This window comes from Mesorhizobium sp. M0478, assembly GCF_040321305.1.
Taxonomy (GTDB): Bacteria; Pseudomonadota; Alphaproteobacteria; order Rhizobiales; family Rhizobiaceae; genus Mesorhizobium.
Genome location: NZ_JAMYRH010000012.1, coordinates 1 through 19,768 on the forward strand (window position 1 = coordinate 1; position 19,768 = coordinate 19,768).

General features: G+C 62.8%; 17 protein-coding genes. 13 read left to right on the top strand and 4 right to left on the bottom strand.

Annotated features, from left to right (window positions below):
• The first annotated feature begins 163 nt into the window (after positions 1 to 163).
• From pyrH to lpxB, 11 genes are all read left to right on the top strand, one after another.
• Positions 164 to 886, top strand: coding sequence for a UMP kinase (gene pyrH, locus NKI64_RS24325; RefSeq protein WP_023671026.1), 723 nt, complete (start codon positions 164 to 166; stop codon positions 884 to 886).
• A gap of 101 nt (positions 887 to 987) precedes the next feature.
• Positions 988 to 1,542 carry a ribosome recycling factor gene (frr, locus tag NKI64_RS24330; protein WP_023671027.1) on the top strand — a complete coding sequence of 185 codons (555 nt, stop codon included), beginning with the start codon at positions 988 to 990 and terminating at the stop codon, positions 1,540 to 1,542.
• A gap of 31 nt (positions 1,543 to 1,573) precedes the next feature.
• Positions 1,574 to 2,296 carry an isoprenyl transferase gene (locus NKI64_RS24335; RefSeq protein ID WP_023748403.1) on the top strand — a complete coding sequence of 241 codons (723 nt, stop codon included), beginning with the start codon at positions 1,574 to 1,576 and terminating at the stop codon, positions 2,294 to 2,296.
• Between the two features lie 11 nt (positions 2,297 to 2,307).
• Positions 2,308 to 3,123, top strand: coding sequence for a phosphatidate cytidylyltransferase (locus NKI64_RS24340; RefSeq protein WP_023696555.1), 816 nt, complete (start codon positions 2,308 to 2,310; stop codon positions 3,121 to 3,123).
• A gap of 103 nt (positions 3,124 to 3,226) precedes the next feature.
• Entirely contained in the window at positions 3,227 to 4,369 is a 1,143-nt protein-coding gene (rseP, locus tag NKI64_RS24345) for an RIP metalloprotease RseP (protein WP_023754870.1), read from the top strand.
• A 217-nt stretch (positions 4,370 to 4,586) separates the two neighbouring features.
• Complete coding sequence (bamA, locus tag NKI64_RS24350) at positions 4,587 to 6,980, top strand: outer membrane protein assembly factor BamA (protein WP_023684694.1); 2,394 nt, start codon at positions 4,587 to 4,589, stop codon at positions 6,978 to 6,980.
• 77 nt (positions 6,981 to 7,057) lie between these two features.
• Positions 7,058 to 8,116 (top strand): UDP-3-O-(3-hydroxymyristoyl)glucosamine N-acyltransferase, encoded by a 1,059-nt coding sequence (lpxD, locus tag NKI64_RS24355; protein WP_023688576.1) that lies wholly within the window; start codon positions 7,058 to 7,060, stop codon positions 8,114 to 8,116.
• 1 nt (position 8,117) lies between these two features.
• Positions 8,118 to 8,570 carry a 3-hydroxyacyl-ACP dehydratase FabZ gene (gene fabZ / locus NKI64_RS24360; RefSeq protein WP_023684696.1) on the top strand — a complete coding sequence of 151 codons (453 nt, stop codon included), beginning with the start codon at positions 8,118 to 8,120 and terminating at the stop codon, positions 8,568 to 8,570.
• Between the two features lie 15 nt (positions 8,571 to 8,585).
• Positions 8,586 to 9,419: an acyl-ACP--UDP-N-acetylglucosamine O-acyltransferase gene (lpxA, locus tag NKI64_RS24365; protein ID WP_023706235.1), complete on the top strand. Its 834-nt coding sequence runs from the start codon at positions 8,586 to 8,588 to the stop codon at positions 9,417 to 9,419.
• On the top strand, positions 9,406 to 10,308 hold the full coding sequence (locus NKI64_RS24370) for an LpxI family protein (protein WP_023706236.1): 903 nt from the start codon (positions 9,406 to 9,408) through the stop codon (positions 10,306 to 10,308). Before lpxA ends, NKI64_RS24370 begins: the two co-directional genes overlap by 14 nt.
• Entirely contained in the window at positions 10,298 to 11,476 is a 1,179-nt protein-coding gene (gene lpxB / locus NKI64_RS24375; protein ID WP_023706237.1) for a lipid-A-disaccharide synthase, read from the top strand. The genes NKI64_RS24370 and lpxB overlap by 11 nt, the downstream gene beginning before the upstream one ends.
• A 143-nt stretch (positions 11,477 to 11,619) precedes the next feature.
• On the opposite strand, the gene gltA is transcribed toward lpxB, so the two are convergent.
• Together gltA and gltX are read right to left on the bottom strand one after the other, a co-directional pair.
• Entirely contained in the window at positions 11,620 to 12,951 is a 1,332-nt protein-coding gene (gltA, locus tag NKI64_RS24380; RefSeq protein WP_023671037.1) for a citrate synthase, read from the bottom strand.
• Positions 12,952 to 13,132: 181 nt separating this feature from the next.
• The gene (gltX, locus tag NKI64_RS24385; protein WP_352670540.1) at positions 13,133 to 14,557 is read right to left on the bottom strand and encodes a glutamate--tRNA ligase; all 1,425 of its coding nucleotides are present in this window, start codon (positions 14,555 to 14,557) and stop codon (positions 13,133 to 13,135) included.
• 463 nt (positions 14,558 to 15,020) lie between these two features.
• On the opposite strand from gltX, the gene arr reads away from it, so the two are divergent.
• Positions 15,021 to 15,437: an NAD(+)--rifampin ADP-ribosyltransferase gene (gene arr / locus NKI64_RS24390; RefSeq protein ID WP_023671039.1), complete on the top strand. Its 417-nt coding sequence runs from the start codon at positions 15,021 to 15,023 to the stop codon at positions 15,435 to 15,437.
• Between the two features lie 106 nt (positions 15,438 to 15,543).
• Complete coding sequence (locus NKI64_RS24395; protein WP_352670543.1) at positions 15,544 to 18,000, top strand: ComEC/Rec2 family competence protein; 2,457 nt, start codon at positions 15,544 to 15,546, stop codon at positions 17,998 to 18,000.
• On the opposite strand, the gene lexA is transcribed toward NKI64_RS24395, so the two are convergent.
• A complete protein-coding gene (gene lexA, locus NKI64_RS24400) occupies positions 17,994 to 18,776 on the bottom strand; it encodes a transcriptional repressor LexA (RefSeq protein WP_023684703.1) in 783 nt (260 codons plus the stop codon). The genes NKI64_RS24395 and lexA overlap by 7 nt on opposite strands.
• 205 nt (positions 18,777 to 18,981) lie before the next feature.
• Positions 18,982 to 19,746 carry a GntR family transcriptional regulator gene (locus NKI64_RS24405; protein WP_352670545.1) on the bottom strand — a complete coding sequence of 255 codons (765 nt, stop codon included), beginning with the start codon at positions 19,744 to 19,746 and terminating at the stop codon, positions 18,982 to 18,984.
• Positions 19,747 to 19,768: the final 22 nt, after the last annotated feature.

The following is a 19,768-nucleotide window of genomic DNA, read 5'->3' on the forward strand; positions in this document are numbered from 1 at the left end:
CACCCCCAAGTGCGGGGCCGCGAGGGGATGGCGGATTTGGGCGCCGGGCGCCGGGGGACATGGCGGCGCCCTTCGTGTATCGGAACTCGGCATCGCGCCAGCGGCGGCGCCCGCGCGAGGGCGGCCTGCCCAGGCTGCCATACGCAACAATGACGAGGTCCAGATGACGGCAAAGCCCCTCTATCGACGTGTCCTGCTGAAAGCGTCGGGCGAAGCGTTGATGGGCGAGCAGCATTTCGGCATCGATGTCTCGGTGGTCGACCGAATCGCCGCCGACATCGCCGAAGCCCGCGCACTTGGTATCGAGGTCGGCGTCGTCATTGGCGGCGGCAATATCTTTCGCGGCGTGGCGGTGGCATCCAAGGGCGGCGACCGTGTCACCGGCGACCACATGGGCATGCTGGCCACCGTCATCAACTCGCTGGCGCTGCGCACCTCGCTGAACAAGATCGGCGTCGACGCCGTCGTGCTGTCGGCCATAGCCATGCCCGAACTTTGCGAGAGTTTTTCCCAGCGCCAGGCCACCGCCTATATGAACCAGGGCAAGGTCGTCATTTTCGCCGGCGGCACCGGCAATCCGTTCTTCACCACCGATTCGGCCGCGGCCTTGCGCGCCGCCGAGATCGGCGCCGACGCGCTGTTCAAGGGCACCCAGGTCGACGGCGTCTATTCGGCCGATCCCAAGAAGGATCCGAATGCGACCCGCTTCGAGCGCATCAGCCATGCCGAAGTCATCAACAAGGGCCTTTCGATCATGGATACCGCCGCAATTGCACTTGCGCGCGAAAACAACATCCCGATAATCGTCTATTCGATCCACGAAAAAGGTGGTTTCGGCGATATTCTGCGGGGCGGCGGCCGTTGCACGATCGTCGCCGACGAGTGACCCGGAGTATACTCTCCTAAAAAGGGGATCAGTTTTCGAAAGCGGGTCCGAATATAGGCCCTAAGCACTGAACCCGGATCAAACGGGTCGAGGAGACTAAGATGAGTGGTGAGTTCGACGACCTCAAGCGGCGCATGGATGGCGCGATCGCCGCCTTCAAGCACGATCTGGCTTCGCTGCGCACCGGCCGTGCCTCCAGCAATCTGCTCGACGCCATCCAGGTCCAGGCCTACGGCACCACCATGCCCATCAACCAGGTGGCGAACGTGTCGGTGCCGGAGCCGCGCATGATCTCGGTTTCGGTATGGGACAAGTCGATGGTCGGCGCGGTCGACCGTGCCATCAGAGAATCCAATCTCGGCTTCAATCCGATCGTCGACGGCACCAATCTCAGAATTCCGCTGCCCGAGCTCAACGAGCAGCGCCGCAAGGAACTGGTCAAGATTTCGCATGGCTACGCCGAGAACGCCCGCGTTGCGGTGCGCCATGTCCGTCGCGACGGCATGGACTTCTTGAAGAAGGCGGAAAAGGACGGCGACATCAGCGAGGACGATCAGCGCAAGCGCTCCGATCAGGTCCAGAAGCTGACCGACGAAACGATCAGCACCATCGATCACCTGCTTTCCGATAAGGAAGCTGAAATCATGCAGGTCTAGGGTCGGCCCACACCGGCCCGAAAGCGAGACAATGGCAACGCCCGCGCATGTCGCGATCATCATGGATGGAAACGGACGCTGGGCCAAAGCGCGCGGCATGCCGCGGCTTGCCGGCCATCGCGCCGGCGTCGAAGCGCTGCGCAAGACGGTGCGCGCCGCGCCCGGTCTCGGCATTTCCTTCCTGACCGTCTACGCCTTTTCGTCGGAAAACTGGTCGCGGCCCAAGGCCGAAGTGAGCGACCTGATGGGGCTTTTGAAGCTGTTCATCCGCCGCGATCTGGCCGAACTGCACCAGAACGGCGTGCGCGTCAGGATCATCGGTGACAGGGCGGGGCTGCAGCCGGACATCAGGGGCCTGCTCGAAGAGGCCGAATCGCTGACTGCGCGCAATGAATCGCTGACCTTGGTCATCGCCTTCAACTATGGCGGGCGCGACGAGATCGTGCGCACGGCACGCAAGCTCGCAGCCGCAGTGGCGCGCGGCGAGATCGACGCAGAGGCGATCACGGCAGACACTTTTGCCGGCGCCCTCGACACCGCAGGCATTCCCGATCCGGAGCTGGTCATCCGCACCAGTGGCGAGCTTCGGCTGTCGAACTTCCTTCTGTGGCAGGCAGCCTACAGCGAACTGGTTTTTCTGCCTTGCTACTGGCCTGACTTCAGCCGCGAACACCTGGCCGACGCATTGCGCGATTTTGCTGGCCGCGAGCGCCGTTTTGGCGGGCTTGCCGCTCAAGATGTCGCTGCCTCGTGATCGGCGGCGGGATGAACAATCTTCAGCTTCGCATCGTCTCGGCGCTGGTGCTGGCCGCAATAGCGCTTGGCCTGACCTGGTTGGGAGGGCTGTGGTTCCGCCTGCTTTGCGCCGGGATATCGGCGGTCATCTTCTATGAATGGGCGCGCATGTCGCGCCCCTTGGCCGGTGCGACCCTCGGCTTCATTCCCGAAGCGCTGCTTCTGGTTTTCGTCGTCGCCCTGGTTGCAGGCGTGCCGGCATCGTGGCTTCTGTCTCTTGTCCTGGCCATGGTTGTGGTCGCTGCTGTCGGCGCCCGTATGCGTGGAGCGGCGCAATGGGATGCAGCCGGTCTTGCCTACGCGGCTTTGTCCGGCTTATCGCTGGCGCTGCTGCGCGGCGGCGACCATCCCGGCCTGGTCGCAATCCTGTTTCTGTTCGCCGTGGTCTGGGCGACCGACATCTTCGCCTATTTCGTCGGCCGCTCCGTCGGTGGGCCCAAGCTCGCGCCATCTATATCCCCCGGCAAGACGCAGAGCGGCGCGCTTGGCGGCGCTGTCGGCGGCGTGGCCGCCGGCGTGCTTCTGGCTGCCGCCGCCGGGGCCGGCAATCTTGGCGTCCTCGCCTTGGTTGCGCTGGTGCTGTCGATTGTTGCCCAGGCTGGCGATCTCTTCGAATCCTGGGTCAAGCGCCGCCACGGCCGCAAGGATTCAAGCGCGTTGATACCCGGGCATGGCGGTGTCATGGACAGGGTGGACGGGCTTGTCGCGGCGGCTTTTGCCCTATACGTGATCGGCTGGATTTCGGCGGGCGCCGATCATCCGGCGCAGGGGCTGTTTCCGGCTTGAGTGATATTTCACGGCGAAGAAATGGCGCACGCCACGGATTCGCCTGGATTGATGTCACAGTCGCGGCGACACCTTTTGCCGCGGGTGAATTTGAGGGCACGACTTGAACGAAATTCTTCACGCGTTTTTCAGCACGGAAGGCTTTGTCCTCGGCACGCTGGTGCCGTTTCTGTTCGTGCTGACCGTGGTCGTCTTCATTCACGAAATGGGACATTACCTGGTCGGCCGCTGGTGCGGCATTGGCGTGAAGGCCTTTTCGATCGGCTTCGGCCCCGAACTTCTCGGCTTCAACGACAGCCACGGCACGCGCTGGAAGCTCTGCGCCATACCGCTCGGCGGTTATGTCAAATTCGTCGGCGACATGAGCGCCACGTCGAGCCAGCCGAGTTCGGAAGATCTGGAAACGCTGACTGACGCTGAACGCAAGGTCGCCTTCCACACGCAGCCGATCTGGAAACGCGCCGCCACGGTGGTGGCCGGACCGCTGTTCAACTTCCTTTTGACCATTGCCGTCTTTGCCGTGCTGTTTTCCCTCTATGGCCGCCCTGTGTTTGAGCCGATGGTGGCGGCGGTCACCGCCGGCAGTCCAGCCGAAAGGGCCGGCATTTTGCCAGGCGACCGATTCGTCGCCGTCGACGGCAGCAAGGTTGAGACCTTCGCCGACGTCCAACGCCTGGTCTCAGGCCGCGGCGGCGACGCTATCAGCTTCACCATGTTGCGCGACGGCAAGGAGGTCACCGTCGTCGCGACGCCGGAGCCGATGGAGCAGCTGGACGCACTGGGCAACAAGGTCAAGGTGGCCGTCATCGGCGTCGTCAACAACAAGGATGTCGGCCAGCCCAGGCTGATCACCTACAGCCCTGTCGGAGCAGTCGGCGCCGCGGTCGAGGAGACGGGGCACGTCATTCAGCGCACCGGCCAGTTCCTGCAGCGATTCGTTGTCGGCCGCGAAGACAAATGCCAGCTGGGCGGCCCGATCAAGATCGCCAAGATGTCGGGGCAGGCGGCAAAGCTGGGCTTCCTATGGCTGGTGCAACTCGTCGCCGGCCTGTCGGTCGGGATCGGAATTCTGAACCTTTTGCCGATTCCCCCCCTCGACGGCGGCCATCTCCTGTTCTACGCACTCGAAGCCGTTTTCCGGCGTCCGGTATCGGAGCGGATGATGGAAATGGGATACCGGGCCGGCCTCTTTCTGGTGCTGGGATTTATGGGCTTCGTCTTCTGGAACGATCTGTTTGGGTGCTGAAATCATGAAGAAATTTGGCTTCAGCACCGGCAATGTTGAGACGCCGTTTACCATGCACGGGGGTATGCGTGACGCGAAAGCCACGCATCAGGGTTAAGTAATTACAAATTAACCAGAAGCCTTGCGTGTAGGGAAAATCCGGTTAATACGGTAGGAGAAATTACCGCACGTCCGGTTTTCTCGCCGTGGGGACTTCGAGAAAAGGTACAAAAGCCCGATGAAGGCAGCATCCAAATTTTTGAGCGCCGCGTCCGCGGTGGCTATGTCCGCCGCTCTGGTTGTACCAGGTGCGCTCGCCGTGCAGTTCGTTGCCACATCTGCGGCGCAGGCAGCCGTTGTCTCGAGAGTCGAGGTCAGCGGCAACCAGCGTGTCGACGCCGACACCATCCGCAACTACATCACGATCAAGCCGGGCAAGGCGTTTTCCAGCGCCGATATCGACGATGCGGTCAAGGCGCTGTTCGGCACCGGGCTGTTCTCGGACGTGCAGATCAATCAGGTCGGTTCGACGCTGGTAGTCAAGGTTGCCGAATACCAGGTCGTCAACCAGGTTCTGTTCCAGGGCAACAAGAAGCTCAAGGACAACGCGCTGGCAGTCGCCGTGCAGTTGAAGCCGCGCGGGACGTTCTCGCAGGCAACGCTGGACTCCGATGTCGAGGCGGTAAAGGCTGCCTACAGGCGAATTGGCCGGGATGACGCCGCTGTCACGACGCAGATCATGGATCTCGGCGACAACCGCGTGAACGTGGTCTTCAACATCAACGAAGGCGGCCGCACCAAGATCGCCGCTGTCAATTTCGTCGGCAACAGCGCCTATTCGAGCCGCCGCCTGTCCGACGTCATCGCAACCAAGCGCTCGAGCTTCTTGTCCTTCGTGCTGCGTGACGACGTCTATGACGAGGACAAGCTCCGCGCCGACCAGGAATCGCTGCGCCGCTTCTATTACAATCACGGCTATGCCGACTTCCAGGTGGTCTCAGCCGTCGGCGAGCTCGACGACACGACCAACCAGTACACCGTTACCATCACCGTCCAGGAAGGCGACCGCTATACGTTCGGCGACGTCAGCGTCGAGAGCACCATTCCCGAAGTCGACTCGAAGGCGCTGGAATCGGTGGTTCAGACCCACAAGGGCGACGTCTACAACGCCAAGAATGTCGAGGACACCATCATCGCGCTGACCGAAAAGGTCGCGGGTTCGGGCTATGCCTTCGCCCAGGTGACGCCGCGCGGTGATCGCAACTTCGAGAACCACACCATTTCGGTCGTCTATACGATCGACCAGGGCACCAAGGCCTATATCGAGCGCATCGAAATCCGCGGCAACGACCGCACGCGCGACTATGTCATTCGTCGTGAGTTCGATGTCAGCGAAGGCGACGCCTTCAACCAGGTACTCATCCAGCGCGCGAAGAAGCGGCTGGAAAAGCTAGATTACTTTGAGAAAGTCGACGTTTCGACTGTCCCGGGTTCTGAGCCAGACCAGGTCGTGCTCGTGGTTGACGTAGTCGAGAAATCGACCGGCGAGTTCTCGGTTGGCGCAGGATATTCGACCGGTGGCGACACTGCGGGTCCGTCCGTCGAAGGTTCGGTCGCGGAGCGCAACTTCCTCGGTCGCGGCCAGTACATCAAGGTTTCGGCGGGTGGTGGCAAGAATTCGCGCGACTACAGCCTGTCCTTCACCGAGCCCTATTTCCTCGGGCGCCGTATCGCTGCCGGCTTCGACATCTTCCAGCAGACACGCAACTACGACCACTATGACAGCGAGACGCTGGGTGCGACGGTGCGCTTCGGCCTGCCGATCACCGACAACATCTCGACGCAGTTGGCGTACAATATCGCCCAGGAGAAGTACAAGCTCGACGACGGTTGCGATAACAATCCTGCCGTCCCGGGCAACGCCCCTGGCGACGGGATTCCCGACGCGGACTGCAACGTATCTGCGGCAATCGTCCAGGGAATTGATGAAAGCCCTTGGATCAAGTCGTCGGTCAGCCTTGGGTTGGTCTACAACACCATCGATGACATGAAGAGCCCGCATGAAGGCATCTACGCCACCACGACCATGGAAGTTGCCGGCCTTGGTGGCGATGCCAAATTCGTAAAGGTTACCGGTCGTGGGACTGTCTACCAGACGTTGTCCGAACAGCTGGACCTGGTCGGCCTGATCTCAGGCGGCGCCGGCCATATCCAAGGCTTCGGCGGTGACGGCCTGCGTATCTTCGATCAGTTCCAGAGCAGCGACCGCATGATCCGCGGCTTCGAGTATGGTGGCATCGGTCCTGCGGATATTGCAACGGGTGACCACCTCGGCGGCACCACCTATTTCAATGCGTCGGCGGAAGCTCAGTTCCCGATACCGGTCATTCCGGAAAGCTTTGGTGTGCGCGGCGCCGTGTTTGCTGATGCCGCCACACTGTATGGCAGCAAGATCAACGTCGCCGGGGTTACTCAAGCTTCAACTGATCTAGAGTTGCGCGCTTCGGTTGGTGTCGGCTTGTTGTGGTCATCGCCTTTCGGCCCGATCCGCATTGACTACGCGATGCCCGTCAAGAAGGAAAAGACCGACGACGTGCAGGAATTCAACTTCGGCATGTCGAGCCGCTTCTGATGCGCGGGTAACGATGCTTCCGGGCCGTTGGGGTCCGGAAGAGAATTGATCCGACCTAGCTGGATATTGCTTCTGGAATGACCGATCCGGTGTTCTTCGCGCCATCACGCCGGTATACGGCCGGCGAAGTCGCGAATCTGACCGGCGCATCGCTTGTCGATTCCGATCTTGCCCACATATCGATCGATGCGTTGGCGCCAGCCAATGAAGGCGGCGAGGGTGCGCTCGTCTTCGTCGACGGCAAGCGCAATTTCGCGCTGATGCAGTCGCTGAAGGCGGCGGCCGTGTTTTGTCCCGCCGAGTTCGCGGGCAAGGCGCCGGCCGGCATCGCGGTTCTGGTTCATCCGCGCCCGCAGCAGGCCTTCGCCATGATCGGCCGGCTGCTGTTCCCGACGGCGGCTACGCCGGGACCGATGACCAGCGAAACCGGGGTCTCGCCGCAAGCTCATGTCGATGCCTCGGCGCATATCGAGGCCGGGGCGATCATCGAGGCCGGAGCGGTCATCGGCCCCCGCGCTTCCATCGGCAGCGGAACGGTCATTGCCCCCCACGCCGTTATCGGCCCCTCCTGCCAGATCGGCCGTGACGGCTACATTGGGCCGGGTGTCAGTGTTCAGTATGCGCTGATCGGCAACCGCGTCATCATTCATGGCGGCGCCAGGATAGGCCAGGACGGCTTCGGCTTTGTCGGCGGCGCCAAAGGCCCTGAGCGTGTGCCGCAGGTCGGCCGCGTCATCATCCAGGACGATGTCGAAATCGGCTCGAACACGACCGTCGATCGCGGCGCCATGTCGGATACGGTCATCGGTCAGGGCACCAAGATCGACAATCTGGTGCAGATCGCCCATAACGTTCGCATCGGCCGCAATTGCATTATTGCCGGGCTCTCTGGTATTTCCGGCTCCGTCACCGTCGGCGACGGTGTCACCATGGGCGGCGGCGTTGGCCTTGCCGATCATTTGACCATCGGATCAGGGGCCAAGCTTGCTGCAAGAAGCGGGTTCATGAGCAACGTGCCGGCGGGCGAGATCTGGGGAGGCTATCCGGCGCAGCCGATGGCGGAAGCCATGCGCGAGATCGCCATGCTGAGGAAGCTCGCCAGGACGCGCAAGCAGGGCGAAGGGGGAAGTAGCTGAGATGGTGCCGGCGACGCTCGAAGCGGTCGATATATTGGGGTTGATGAAGCTTTTACCGCATCGCTATCCCTTCCTGATGATCGATCGCATCATCGAAATCGACGGCAATGATTCTGCCATCGGCATCAAGAACGTGACCATCAATGAGCCGCATTTCCAGGGCCATTTCCCGGATCAGCCGGTGATGCCGGGCGTGCTCATCGTCGAGGCCATGGCGCAGACCGCCGGGGCGATCTGCATCCGTAACCTCAACACGGAAAAGCCGTCGCTGGTCTATTTCCTGACCATCGATAATGCGAAATTCCGCAAACCGGTCGTCCCGGGCGACCAGTTGAAAATCCACGTCAAGAAAATCAAGATGCGCGGCAACCTGCTCAAATTCGCCTGCGAGGCCATGGTGGAGGGCACAAAGGCCGCCGAAGCCGAGATCTCGGCAATGATGGTTACCGGCTGACGGTTCGAAATGCTCATGAAAATACAGACTTCAATCCACCCCTCGGCCGTCATCGAGGCCGGCGCGCAGATCGGCGAAGGCGCCGCAATAGGACCTTTCTGCTATGTCGGCGCTGACGCCGTGATCGGTGACCGCGTCGAACTGGTCAGCCATGTCTCGGTGCTGGGCGCGACAACCATTGGCGCCGCGACCAAGGTCTATCCAATGGCGACACTGGGCGGACCGCCGCAGAACACCAAGCACAAGGGCGGCCGCACCACTTTGGTCATCGGCCAGAACTGCACGATCCGCGAAGGCGTGACCATGCATCTCGGCACCGATTCCAGCCGCGGCGAGACGACCGTCGGCGACAACGGCAATTTCCTTGCCTATGCCCACATTGCCCATGATTGCGTCGTCGGTAAAAACGCCACCTTCGCTAATGGCGCGACCCTGGGCGGCCATTGCGAGGTCGGTGACAGCGTTTATATTGGCGGCCTCAGCGCCGTTCATCAGTTCGTGCGTGTTGGTGACAACGCCTTTCTCGGCGGCTGCTCGGCTTTTGTCGGCGATGTCATTCCCTACGCCATTGCGGTGGGCAATCGCGCGAGCCTGCGTGGACTCAACATCATCGGCCTGAAGCGCGCCGGGTTGCCGCGCGCCGAAATCTACCTGCTGCGCAAGGCTTACAAGACCATCTTCGACCGCTCCCGCACTGTCGGCGAGAACATCGAATTCGCCAAGGCCGAGTTTGCGTCGTCGCCGACGGCCATGAAAATCATCGATTTCATCACCAGTCGCGGCAAGCGGCATTTTGCCGTCCCGTCGCTTAAGGGTGGCGACGGCGACGATGCCGATGACGAAGGCTGAGGCCACTTCAACGGCCCTCGATCTTGCGCCGGACGCCAGGGTCGGCATCATTGCCGGCGGCGGTAGCTTGCCGGTCGAAGTTGCCGCCGGCCTGGCGGAGGCCGGACATCCGCCCGTCATCATCCTGGTCGAAGGTCAGGCCGACCGTCAGTCCGACCTCACAATCTATGAGCATGAAAGCCTTGCGCTGGAAGACATCGGCTCGCTGGTTGCGTTGCTGAGGCGCCGGCGGATCACCCATCTTGTGCTTGCCGGCGAGATCAGGCGCAGGCCGCGGTTGGTCGACATGCGTCCGAACCTTGGGCTACTGGCACTTATACCCTCGCTCGCCATGGCGCTTGCCCGCGGCGATGACGGGCTGTTGAAGATATTGACCCGCGGCCTGGAGGCACGGGGCGTCAAGGTTGTCGGTGCGCATGAAGTCGTGCCCCGGCTCGTCGCGGCCGAAGGGCCGCTGACCAAAGCAGTGCCGCGAAAGTCCGACTGGCGCGATATCGAGGCGGCACACGCGGCGGCAAAGGCCATCGGCGCGCTCGACATTGGTCAGGCGGCAATTGCCATCGGTGGCCGCACTGTTGCCCTGGAAGGCGTCGAGGGCACCCACGGACTGCTCGAGCGGACGCAGCAGTTGCGCGGCCATGGCAGGCTGGCCGGCAAGACGCGCGGTGTCCTGGTCAAATGCGCCAAACCTGGCCAGGAATTGCGTGCCGATCTGCCATCTATTGGCCCCCAGACCGTCGAGGCGGCGCATGCCGCGGGGCTCGCCGGCATTGCCGTCGAAGCCCGCCGTTCGCTCATCCTCGAAGGCCCCGCCGTTGTCGCGCGCGCCAATGCGCTCGGCCTGTTCGTGTTCGGCCTGCCGGCTGCGGAGTCTGTCCATGGCAGCTGAGAAGCCGCTGAAGATTGCCATCGTCGCCGGCGAAGAATCCGGCGACCTGCTCGGCGCCGACATCGTGCAGGCGCTGAAGCGCATGACCGGGCGCGAGGTGCAACTCGTCGGCACTGGCGGGCGGCATCTGCAGGCGCTCGGACTGGCGCCGCTGTTCGACGGCGCCGAGATCGCGCTGATGGGGCTCAGCGCCATCCTGCGTGACTTGCCGCGCCTGATGCGGCGGATCAGCCAGACGGCAAGTGCTGTCGCCGCCGAAAAACCCGACTGTCTGATCACCATCGACAGCCCCGATTTCTCGCTGCGCGTCGCCAAAAAGATCCGCGCCGCCGATCCGTCGATCCCGATCGTCCATTATGTCTGCCCGAGCGTCTGGGCGTGGCGGCCGGGTAGGGCGGCCGCGATGAAGCCCTATGTCGACCACATACTGTGCATCCTGCCTTTCGAGGTAAAGGAGCTCAGCCGTCTCGGCGGCCCGCCTGGCACTTACGTCGGACATCGCCTCACGCATGATCCAGGCGTGCAGGGCGCGGCCAGGGCGCAAGCCCAGCCACGCGATCTCTCGGCCGATCACGTCAAGACGCTGCTCGTCCTGCCAGGGTCGCGGCGCGGCGAGGTGAGCCGGCTTATCGGTCCGTTCGGCGAGACGGTGTCGGCGCTGCGCGCGCGTGGCCACCGGCTGCGGCTGTTGCTGCCGACGGTGCCGCATGTCGCCGAACTGGTCAAGACATCGGTGGCGCGCTGGGATCAGGAGCCGGAAGTCATCCTCGATCCCGAGCGCAAGTGGCAGGCCTTCGGCAAGGCCGATGCGGCGCTGACCGCGTCTGGAACGGTGTCACTGGAACTGGCGATGTCGGGTGTCCCGATGATCTCTTGCTACAAGTTCGATCCGATCATGCTGATGGCGCAGAGCCTGATCACGGTGTGGAGCGCTGCTTTGCCCAACCTTATTGCCGACCGGCCGGTCGTGCCGGAAAGCTACAACCAGTATGTGCGGCCGCACTATCTGGCGCGGCAGCTCGAGGCACTGTTCTCAGACACCGCCTACCGCGCTTGGCAAAAGGACGGCTTTGGCGAGGTTGCCAGACGCATGGCCACCGACAGGCCCTCCGGCGACATCGCCGCCGATGTCGTTCTTCGCCACATCGGGAGAGCGAATAGGGCTTAGTAAGGAGTGAACGATGAATAGTGAATAGCGAATAGTGAATAGTGAATAGTGATTAATGCGCTCTCGCTATAATCAAGCTGCTACTTACTACCTGCTACTTACTACATGCTATTCACTACTTACCATTCACCATTCACTCTCTTTCACCTTTTCGCAATCGGCACGTAGTCGCGTTCCGGGGCGCCGGTATAGAGCTGGCGCGGGCGGCCGATCTTCTGGTGCGGGTCCTCGATCATTTCCTTCCACTGCGCGATCCAGCCGACGGTGCGGGCGACCGCGAACAGCACGGTGAACATGGTGGTGGGGAAGCCCAGCGCCTTCAGCGTGATGCCGGAATAGAAATCGACGTTCGGATAGAGCTTCTTTTCGATGAAGTAGGAATCGGTCAGCGCGATCTTTTCCAGCTCCATGGCGATGTCGAGCAGCGGATCGTCCTTGATGCCGAGTTCGCCGAGTACCTCATGCGCCGTCTTCTGCATGATTTTCGCACGAGGATCGTAGTTCTTGTAGACGCGATGGCCGAAGCCCATCAGCCGGAACGGATCGTTCTTGTCCTTGGCGCGGGCGATGAATTCCGGGATGTGGTCGACATGGCCGATCTCGCCCAGCATGTTGAGCGCCGCCTCATTGGCGCCGCCATGCGCCGGGCCCCACAGGCAAGCGATGCCGGCGGCGATGCAGGCGAACGGATTGGCGCCCGACGAGCCGGCAAGCCGCACCGTCGAGGTCGAGGCGTTCTGCTCGTGGTCGGCATGCAGGATGAAGATGCGCTCCATGGCGCGCGCCAGCACCGGATTGATCTTGTATTCCTCGCACGGAACCGCAAAGCACATATGCAGGAAGTTGGCGGCGAAGTTCAGCTCGTTCTTCGGGTAAATGAAGGGCTGGCCGATATGGTATTTGTAGGCCATGGCCGCAATCGTCGGCATCTTGGCGATCAGCCGCATCGAGGCGACCATGCGCTGATACGGATCCGAAATATCGGTGGAGTCGTGATAGAAGGCCGACAGCGCGCCGACCACGCCGCACATCACAGCCATCGGATGCGCGTCGCGGCGGAAGCCGGTGAAGAAGCGCGACATCTGCTCGTGCACCATGGTGTGGCGCGTCACCCGGTAGTCGAAATCGTCCTTCTGCGCCTTGGTCGGCAGTTCGCCGTAGAGCAGGAGGTAGCAGACTTCGAGGAAGTCGCCATGCTCGGCCAGCTGGTCGATGGGATAGCCGCGGTGAAGCAGGATGCCGGCATCGCCGTCGATGAAGGTTATCGCCGACTCGCAGCTCGCCGTCGAAGTGAAGCCGGGATCGTAGGTGAAGGCGCCGGTGGTGTTGTAGAGCGCACCGATGTCGATGACGTCGGGCCCGACCGACCCGCTTCGCACCTTGAATTCATGCGTCTTGCCGGCCAGTTCGAGCGTGGCAGTCGACGGGTGCGTCGTCTTGCTGCCGGTTTCCAGTCTTGTCGCAGCTTCGCTCATTCTCAAACTCCTTCATGTTCCTCATGCCGGCAAGGCAATTCCTGCAAACGACACGTCGAAATCACCGGAATGCGCGAACTCGCCACCGCATTTTGGGAGGTGCGTGCCTGATTGGGCCAAGGCCTAATGTTGCACTGCGAAACCCGCCTTTCAATGCCAATCTTTTTGGGCCAGCTCGCTCCTAATCGATTTGATCCGCAATCCGCGCCAGGCTTTCCTCGCGGCCAAGCACGGCAAGCACGTCGAACACGCCGGGCGAGGTGCTACGGCCGGTAAGGGCCGCCCGGAGCGGTTGGGCCACGGCGCCGAGCTTGTGGCCGCCGGCCGCTGCGAACTCGCGCACCGCGGCTTCAGCCGCGGCAGCCGACCAATCGCCCGAAACAGTCTGCAAAGCGGCATGTGCGCCGCGCAGGATCGCGCGCGCGTCGGCACTGAGCAGTGCTGCCGCCTTCTCGTCGATCGGCAGCGGCCGCTCGACGAACAGGAAGGCCGCGCCATCGGCCAGTTCCACCAGCGTCTTGGAGCGCTCTTTCAGACCCGGCAAGGCAGCCAGCAGCTGCGCCTTCCTGGCGTCGTCGAGACGGGCGGCGATAGCCGGTCCGCTTTCCAGGTATGGCAGAGTGGCGACGAAAATGTCGAACAGCTCGGCATCGGCCATCTTGCGCATATGCGCGCCGTTGATCGACTCGAGCTTGGCGAAGTCGAAGCGCGCCGCACCCTTGTTGACATCGCCGATGTCGAACCACGAAATCATGTCCTTGATCGACATGATCTCGTCGTCGCCATGGCTCCAGCCGAGCCTTGCCAGATAGTTGAGCAGTGCCTCGGGCAGATAGCCCATGGCGCGATAAGCCTCGACACCGAGTGCGCCGTGCCGCTTCGACAGCTTGGCGCCGTCGGCGCCATGGATCAGCGGGATATGCGACATCGACGGGACGTCCCAGCCCATGGCGTTGTAGATCACCGTCTGGCGCGCGGCGTTGGTCAGATGGTCGTCGCCACGGATGATGTGGGTGACGCCCATGTCATGGTCGTCGACGACGACGGCATGCATGTAGGTCGGATTGCCGTCCGAGCGCAGAATGATGAAATCGTCGAGGTCCTTGTTGGGGAAGCGCACCTCGCCCTGCACACGGTCGTGCACCACGGTTTCGCCCTCGGTCGGCGCCTTGATGCGGATGGCGCCCTTGACGCCGGGAGGCGCCTCCGAGGGGGCACGATCGCGCCACTGGCCGTTGTAGCGCGGCGGCAGACCCTTGGCGCGTGCGGCCTCGCGCATCGCCTCGAGCTCGGCAGGCGTCTCGTAGCTGTAATAGGCCTTGCCCAGGCGCACCAGCTCCTCGGCCACCTCACGGTGGCGCGGCGCGCGCTCGAACTGCGATATGGCCTCACCGTCCCAGGAAAGGCCGAGCCAGGTCAGCCCATCCAGAATGGCCTGTATCGCCGCCTCGTTGAAGCGTTCGCGGTCGGTGTCCTCGATGCGCAGCACCATCGTGCCGCCGGTGTGCTTGGCGTACAGCCAGTTGAACAGCGCCGTGCGCGCGCCGCCGATATGCAGATAGCCGGTGGGCGAGGGGGCAAAACGGGTGACGACCGTGTCGGACATGGAACTCTCGGGAAGTTTGGAAAGCGGAGCGTGATCGCGCGGACTTTCGCGCTTTGCGCGTTCATGTAGCATAGGGGGTCTGGGGCGCAAGGGGCAGACCCGATGGCTGGACGTGGCCGGGGCACGTCGGCAATTATCGGTTGCGTCAACTGGCGCTGGAGCCTTGTAGCACAAAATCTGTTCGCACCCTCCGCGCAACCTCGTTTGGCAGCAGCGTCAATGTCTGGGTTTCATTCGGCTGCAGCGTCCGTCACAGTGCCTGGAACATCGCTGCGACGGTGGTAGCCCCCTCTGACGAGCGGACATTTCTTCACGGATGCGGCACTGCCCGACTACAACGCCGCCGTGACAGCGTTGGCTTGGTCACGCATATTGACCTTTCTGCAATCATTATCGTGAACACCGCAACTGTGTGCGGTCCGGTCTCGCCACGAAGGAGGAATGATTGAAAGAAGGGCTCCCGATGACCAGCAACGCCGACCATACGGAGGGTGATCCGTTCTACCATGGTACCCGGGCGGATTTGAAACCCGGGGATCTGCTGAGCGTCGGCCACCCTTCCAATTTCAGAGGTAAACCACTGTCATGGATCTATTTCACCCAGACACTGGAAGCCGCCATCTGGGGAGCAGAGCTTGCAACGGGTGACGGTCGTCAAAGGATTTACATCGTAAAGCCGACAGGGTTTTTTATGGATGACCCTAACCTGACCGATAAAAAATTTCCCGGCAATCCGACGAAATCCTACCGCTCCCGTGATCCGTTGCTCATCCTGGGGGAGCTCGCTGAATGGCAGGGTCATACACCGGAACAATTGAAGGCAATGCACGATGGGCTTGCTCGCCTGAGGGCGGAGGGCCGGGATATGATTGAGGATTGAGCGTCCTTGGCGGGTCAATTCCGGCGCGGTGGATGCGACCGCACGGACTTTCGCGCTTTGCGCGTTCATGTAGCATAGGAGGTCTGGGGCGCAAGGGGCAGACCCGATGGCTGGACGTGGCCGGGGCACGAAGGAAGGCGAAGGCGGCGAGGCAAGCGTCAGCGAACGCTCGCTGTTTGCCGATAGTCCCTATGCCGAGCCGCTGCCCCTCGCGCTGCCTGAGCCGCATCCCGGCATAGCGCCCGCGCTGCCCGGTGACGCGTTGCCGGCGCAAGTCACAGCGCCCGGATCTATCGCCCGACTGCGCAGACGGCTTCGCCGCCCGTCATGGCCCGCGCTCCGCCGCAGCCTTGCCGTGGCTGCCGACACGGAGCTCGACCGGGGCGTCGCCTTCCTGCTGGTCCCGGTTTTCCTGGCAGCCGGCGTCATCGTCTACTTCTCGCTGGCCGGCGAGCCGGGCTTTGCGCAGCCAATCGCCATTGTGGTGCTGGCGACATGTTGCGCTGTCGCCACGCGATCGCGGCCGAGGACGCATCTGTTCTGCATGGCCGCGATGCTGTGCGCGCTCGGCGTCGTCGCCGCCAAGGTCGAGACCTGGCGCGCCGGAACGCAGATGCTCGGCTCCGAGATTCAGACACGGCTGACCGGCCGCGTCGTCAGTCTCGAACAGATGGAAAGCGGCCGCATCAGGCTGACGCTCGACGTGGTTTCGACCGCTTACCCCGAGCTGCGCTACGCCCCGGAGCGGGTCAGGCTCTCGGCGCGGACCGTTCCCGCCGATATGACCGCCGGCTCCCTGATCACCGGCTATGCCAGGCTGTTGCCGCCGACCGGTCCGGTGCGGCCGGAGAGCTACGATTTCTCCTTCGACAGCTATTTCACCGGTATCGGCGGCAGCGGCTTCTTTCTCGGCAATCCGAAAACCATTGCTACGCAGGGACCGCCGCCGCTGACCGCACGGCTCTCCTCGGCAATCGAGAACGCGCGCGAAAACATTGCCGACCATATCAGGGGCAAGATCGGCGGCGCCGAAGGCGAGATTGCCGCGGCGCTGATTGTCGGCGTGCGCGCCGGCATCCCGGACGAGGTCAACGAAGCGATGCGGCGCACCGGCATCTACCACATCATCTCCATCTCCGGCCTGCACATGGCGCTGGTTGCCGGCACCATCATGGCGTTGCTGCGTGGCGCCTTTGCGCTGTTTCCCGTTTTCTCTTCGCGCCGGCCGGTGAAGAAATATGCGGCCGCGGCAGCGCTTGTCTCGATCGCCGCCTATCTCGTTATTTCAGGCGTCGTGGTTGCCGCCGAGCGCAGCTTCATCATGCTGGCGGTCATGCTTGTCGCCGTGCTGTTTGATCGCGCCGCACTCACCATGCGCAATCTGGCGATCTCCGCCATTGCCGTCATCCTGGTGTCGCCGCACGAGGTGGTCGGTCCCAGCTTCCAGATGTCGTTTGCCGCCACCGCCGCCCTTGTCGGCGCCTATGCCGGCTGGGCCGATTACCGCGCCGACAAGGTGAGAACGCCGCCGGCAAAGCGCTCCTTCGTCGGCTTCCTGTCGCGAAAATTCGCGCTGGCCATGGGCGGCCTCGCCATGACCTCGATCATCGCCGGCAGTGCAACCTTGCTGTTCGCCATCTGGCATTTTCAGCGTGTGTCGCCGCTCAGCCTGATCGCCAATCTGGCCGTGATGCCGATTGTTTCGTTGATCGTCATGCCTTTTGCCGTGCTCAGCGCACTGGCGATGCCGTTCGGCGCCGACGGGCCGTTCCTCTATGTGATGGGCAAGGGTCTGATGGCGATGATCGCTATATCGGCCTGGATTTCCGAGCGCTCGCCGGTCGACGCCGTCGGGCTGATCTCCATCCGCTCGGTGCTGTTGGTGGCGGTCGCCCTCGTCATCGCCACCATGGCCACCACCTGGCTCAGGTTGGCGGCCGTGCCTTTCGCGCTGGCCGGCCTGTTGACGGTGCCGCAGGTGCTTACGCCCGACGTGCTCATATCCGAGGATGCGCATCTGGTGGCCATGCCGATCGGTGGCGGCGAACTCGCCCTCAACCGCGAACGCTCCAACGAATTCACCACGGACAATTGGAAACGGGCGCTGCGGGCCGAAACCATTATCCCACCTGAGATTTTCGAGTCAACAGATACGCGGTTCGATCTCGATCCGCTCGATCTGCCGCCCGGCTCGCCCTTCTATTGCACCGGCGATCTCTGTATCGCCCGGCACCCTTCCGGAGCCATTGTAGCGCTTGCGAAAGACCGCAAGACGGCGCGGCCGGCCTGTGCCTTCGCGAGCCTGATCGTCATCGATGACGCCACCGCCTACAATCCGTGCCGCGACCCGCTGGTGCTGGTCGTGACGAAGAAACAGCTGGCCCGCGACGGCAGCGCCGCCGTCTTCTTCGATCCGCAATCGGCAGCTGCAGCGCCAACCATCCGCTTCGCCGTCGACAAGCCGTATCGCCCCTGGCACGAGCAACGCCGCTTCTCCCGCGAAGCGCGCGGCCTGCCGCCTTACAACCAGCGTGAAAAGTACAAACCCAAGCCGGCTCAGTAGCGCCGGATCAATCCGACAAGCTTGCCCTGCACCTTCACCCTGTCCGGTCCAAAAATGCGGGTCTCGTAGGCCGGGTTGGCGGCTTCCAGGGCGATCGAGGCGCCCTTGCGGCGGAAGCGTTTCAGGGTCGCTTCCTCATCGTCGACCAACGCCACCACGATCTCGCCGGGGCTGGCTGTGTCGGCATTGCGGATGATGACCGTGTCGCCATCGAAAATGCCGGCCTCGATCATCGAATCGCCCTTGACCTCGAGCGCGTAGTGTTCGCCGCCCATGATCATATCGGGCGGCACCGAGATCGAATGGGTCTGATGCTGGATGGCGTCGATCGGCACGCCGGCGGCGATGCGTCCCATAACCGGGATTGAAATCGCGGAAACGGCATCGTCATTGCCGGCCGACATCGAACGCGACGGCGAGCCCGGCTTGATCTGGCGGCCGAGACCGCCTTGGCCCAACGCGCCTTGTCCTTGGCCGCCTTGCCCTTGGCCGGTTTGACCAAGACTGCCCTGAATGACGCTCGGCGAAAACTTCCTCGCCGCATTGAGGCCTGGTGCGATCGAGTCGGGCAGCCGCAGCACTTCCAGCGCGCGCGCCCGGTTCGGCAGCCGGCGAATGAAACCGCGCTCCTCAAGCGCCGTGATCAGGCGGTGGATGCCGGACTTGGAGGCGAGGTCGAGCGCTTCCTTCATCTCGTCGAAGGACGGCGGGATTCCGCTCTCCTTCAGGCGTTCATGGATGAACATCAGAAGCTCATGTTGTTTGCGCGTCAGCATCGCGGCCCCCAAGGGTTCTGAAACCAGAATCAGAAAAAACAAACCCAGAACAAACACTATCTGTTCCAGTTGTGTTCCGCAACCTTTTAAAGTTTAATGAATGTGTTGACGTTTTGTTCAGCGTGACGTTCGGCACCGCGAGCGGCGCTCGTAGTCGTTGGCCGGCAACGGGGTGAAACGAAGACAAAGTGCCCTGCGTCGTCGGCTACGATCGCCGCTTCCTTTTCGGACGGGGCTGCGCAGCATCCGCGCCGGGTTCACTCTGGGCATAGACCTGCAGCGTGTAGCCGATGTGAGCGGTCATCAGAGTTTTCGCACGTTCGACGTCGCGATCGAGGGCCGCTTCCATCAGGGCGGTATGGTGTTCGATCGCCACGGCGTCGCGCAGGGCCGCCACGGCCTTCCGGTGGCCATCCGTGCGGCCGGCGGCGGCGCGCAGCGTCGGGGCCAGACCCAGAAAGCGGTGATGGCGATGCAATTGGTCGGAAATCGTCGCATTGAAGCGCAGCAGCCAGCTGGATGTCGCGGCACTGAGCAGCGCCGCATGGAAGGCATCGTGTTTTTCGTACCACGCGTCGACCGCATCATCCGATGGATCGTCGAGAACAGACCCGCACCGTGAGAGACGATAGTGGGCGGCAACGACCGCGTCTTCCCACTCACGATCGCCCTCCTCGATCGATTCCACCAGCAGGGGCAGTTCGACCACCAGCCGCGCACGCGCCAAATCCTCGAGCTCCGCCCGAGAGACGGGAGCGACCGCAAACCCGCGGTTGCTGATGGCGGTCACAAGCCGTTCCGCCTCCAGCCGCGACAGCGCCTCGCGCAACGGCGTCCAGCCGATGCCGTAGGTGTTGCGCAGCGTGCTCAGCTTCAACGGCGCGGCAGGCGCCAGCCGGGTCGCAAGAATATCGCGCCTGAGCAGGCGATAGGCCGCTTCCGTCCTCGAGGTCTGCTCGTCATCCAGCATCGTGATCCATCAGACATAAACG

Excerpts from the sequence above, each read along its gene's own strand:
- pyrH (WP_023671026.1), top strand. The coding sequence starts at position 164 with ATGACGGCAAAGCCCCTCTATCGACGTGTCCTGCTGAAAGCGTCGGGC.
- frr (WP_023671027.1), top strand. The coding sequence starts at position 988 with ATGAGTGGTGAGTTCGACGACCTCAAGCGGCGCATGGATGGCGCGATC.
- NKI64_RS24335 (WP_023748403.1), top strand. The coding sequence starts at position 1,574 with ATGGCAACGCCCGCGCATGTCGCGATCATCATGGATGGAAACGGACGC.
- NKI64_RS24340 (WP_023696555.1), top strand. The coding sequence starts at position 2,308 with ATGAACAATCTTCAGCTTCGCATCGTCTCGGCGCTGGTGCTGGCCGCA.
- bamA (WP_023684694.1), top strand. The coding sequence starts at position 4,587 with ATGAAGGCAGCATCCAAATTTTTGAGCGCCGCGTCCGCGGTGGCTATG.
- lpxD (WP_023688576.1), top strand. The coding sequence starts at position 7,058 with ATGACCGATCCGGTGTTCTTCGCGCCATCACGCCGGTATACGGCCGGC.
- fabZ (WP_023684696.1), top strand. The coding sequence starts at position 8,118 with ATGGTGCCGGCGACGCTCGAAGCGGTCGATATATTGGGGTTGATGAAG.
- lpxA (WP_023706235.1), top strand. The coding sequence starts at position 8,586 with ATGAAAATACAGACTTCAATCCACCCCTCGGCCGTCATCGAGGCCGGC.
- NKI64_RS24370 (WP_023706236.1), top strand. The coding sequence starts at position 9,406 with ATGACGAAGGCTGAGGCCACTTCAACGGCCCTCGATCTTGCGCCGGAC.
- lpxB (WP_023706237.1), top strand. The coding sequence starts at position 10,298 with ATGGCAGCTGAGAAGCCGCTGAAGATTGCCATCGTCGCCGGCGAAGAA.
- gltA (WP_023671037.1), bottom strand. The coding sequence starts at position 12,951 with ATGAGCGAAGCTGCGACAAGACTGGAAACCGGCAGCAAGACGACGCAC.
- gltX (WP_352670540.1), bottom strand. The coding sequence starts at position 14,557 with ATGTCCGACACGGTCGTCACCCGTTTTGCCCCCTCGCCCACCGGCTAT.
- arr (WP_023671039.1), top strand. The coding sequence starts at position 15,021 with ATGACCAGCAACGCCGACCATACGGAGGGTGATCCGTTCTACCATGGT.
- NKI64_RS24395 (WP_352670543.1), top strand. The coding sequence starts at position 15,544 with ATGGCTGGACGTGGCCGGGGCACGAAGGAAGGCGAAGGCGGCGAGGCA.
- lexA (WP_023684703.1), bottom strand. The coding sequence starts at position 18,776 with ATGCTGACGCGCAAACAACATGAGCTTCTGATGTTCATCCATGAACGC.
- NKI64_RS24405 (WP_352670545.1), bottom strand. The coding sequence starts at position 19,746 with ATGCTGGATGACGAGCAGACCTCGAGGACGGAAGCGGCCTATCGCCTG.